This is a genomic window from Amycolatopsis sp. NPDC024027, from assembly GCF_040638975.1.
Classification (GTDB): domain Bacteria; phylum Actinomycetota; class Actinomycetes; order Mycobacteriales; family Pseudonocardiaceae; genus Amycolatopsis.
In genome coordinates, this window is sequence record NZ_JBEZYY010000053.1 from 1 (window position 1) to 1566 (window position 1566).

The window sequence follows — 1566 nt, forward strand, 5'->3', positions numbered from 1 at the left end:
CAGGAATGAGTCCTTGGGTTTTAACGTGTGGTGGTCTTCTTGCCTTGTCGGCTGTTTTTGCGGTGGGTGGGGTAGCGGGTTCGGGGTGGTCGGGTGGAGCCGGCAGGGCGTCCGGGACCGGGCCGGGTGGGTTTCCGTGGGTTGGCCGGGGTGCCGGTCAGTCCGCGAACCCGCCGAAAATCCCGTCGGACCCGCCGTGGTGACATCACCTCGGCGGGTTGGGGTTTCTCCCAGGGCAGCCGCAGGTCCCGGACACACCCGCGGGCCAGCCGCAGCTGGGTGTAAGCGACCAGCACCAGCCAACTCCACCGCAGCGCGGTGTCCGGGTGCAGCGGCGCGGGTGTGGTCCAGCCGAGGTCGTGTTTAAGGAACCGGAACGTGTGCTCGAGATCGAACCTGCGCTGGTAGGCGGCAAACAGAGTGACCAAATCCAGCGTGGTGGGGCCGGCATGCCACAACCACATCGGCCCGGCCGGGCGCCCACCCCCGGGCAACCGTTCGATCTCGACCCTCAGCACGGTGCCGGCCACGATCGGCAACGGTCCGTCATGATCCTTCCAGTGGCCCTCGCGGATCAGCCGCCGGTGCCGGGCGTCCCACGCGGTCAGGGTGACCCGCCCGTAACGCGGCGAGTCCGCGGTCGCGGCCCGGTCGGGCGTGGTGAGGGTGTCGGGCTTGTTCAGGGCGATCTTGTCCCCGTGCCGGCGGCGCCGCCCCCGCGTCCCGGGGCCCGGCGACGGGGGTTCGGCGTGGAAGATCTGGTTCGATCGCAACCGGCCCAGGACATGCATCCGCCCGGCGTGGTGGTGGCTCAACGCCATCAGGTCGTATTCCGCGTCGAACACGAACCCCGGTGTCTCACCCCGCCCGGCCTCGGCCAGACCGGCGCGGACCCGCTCGATCGCGGCCCCGGTGACCCCGGTCAAGGTGTCGGCAGGTCCGAGCCGGGCCAGGTCCACCGGCGTGGTCCAGGAGGTCGGGCCCCATTCCAGCGCTGCCAGCACCGCGAACGGCCACCCCGACGTCACCGGGGCCCCGGCCAGCGTCCGGGCGGACTTGTCGTGCACCACCAGCCGCTGCGGCGAACACACCGCCTCCGGACGGGCCCAGTTCGACACATCCCCGGCAAACCACACCAGCCCCTCCCGGCCCCCACCCACCGTTCCCAGCAGCAGTTTCCGCAGCCGGGGCTCGTCGACCCGGCCCCGGGTCAGGGCGGCATACACGCTGCCGTGACCCCGGCGGAACTCCGGCTCCAGTGACAACCCCGGCAGTGACCCGACCCGCGCCGGCGCGGACGCCAGCGCATCAGCCAGCTCGAACATCGCATCAGCGCGCCGGGTCAGGCACCGGCAGAACTCCTGCCGGAACACCGCCAGGTCCTCTACCCGAGGCCCTGCCGGAACCCCTGTCGTGTCCTGCTCCCCGGCATCGGTCACACTGATCACGCAGCCCTTGGTTTGGCTTTCTTCCCTAGACAAGAAGAAGGATCAACCAAGGGCTGCCTGCATGATCAACCAGGGTCGCCCCAACCGCCCCCGACGTTAAAACCCAAGGAGTCATTCA

The 1566-nt window shown here is 70.1% G+C and carries 1 protein-coding gene; it reads right to left on the bottom strand.

Annotation, left to right across the window (positions count from 1 at the left end; all coding sequences use genetic code 11):
- Positions 1-20 precede the first annotated feature (20 nt).
- Positions 21-1373: a transposase gene (locus tag AB0F52_RS48645; protein ID WP_360186484.1), complete on the bottom strand. Its 1353-nt coding sequence runs from the start codon at positions 1371-1373 to the stop codon at positions 21-23.
- Positions 1374-1566: the final 193 nt, after the last annotated feature.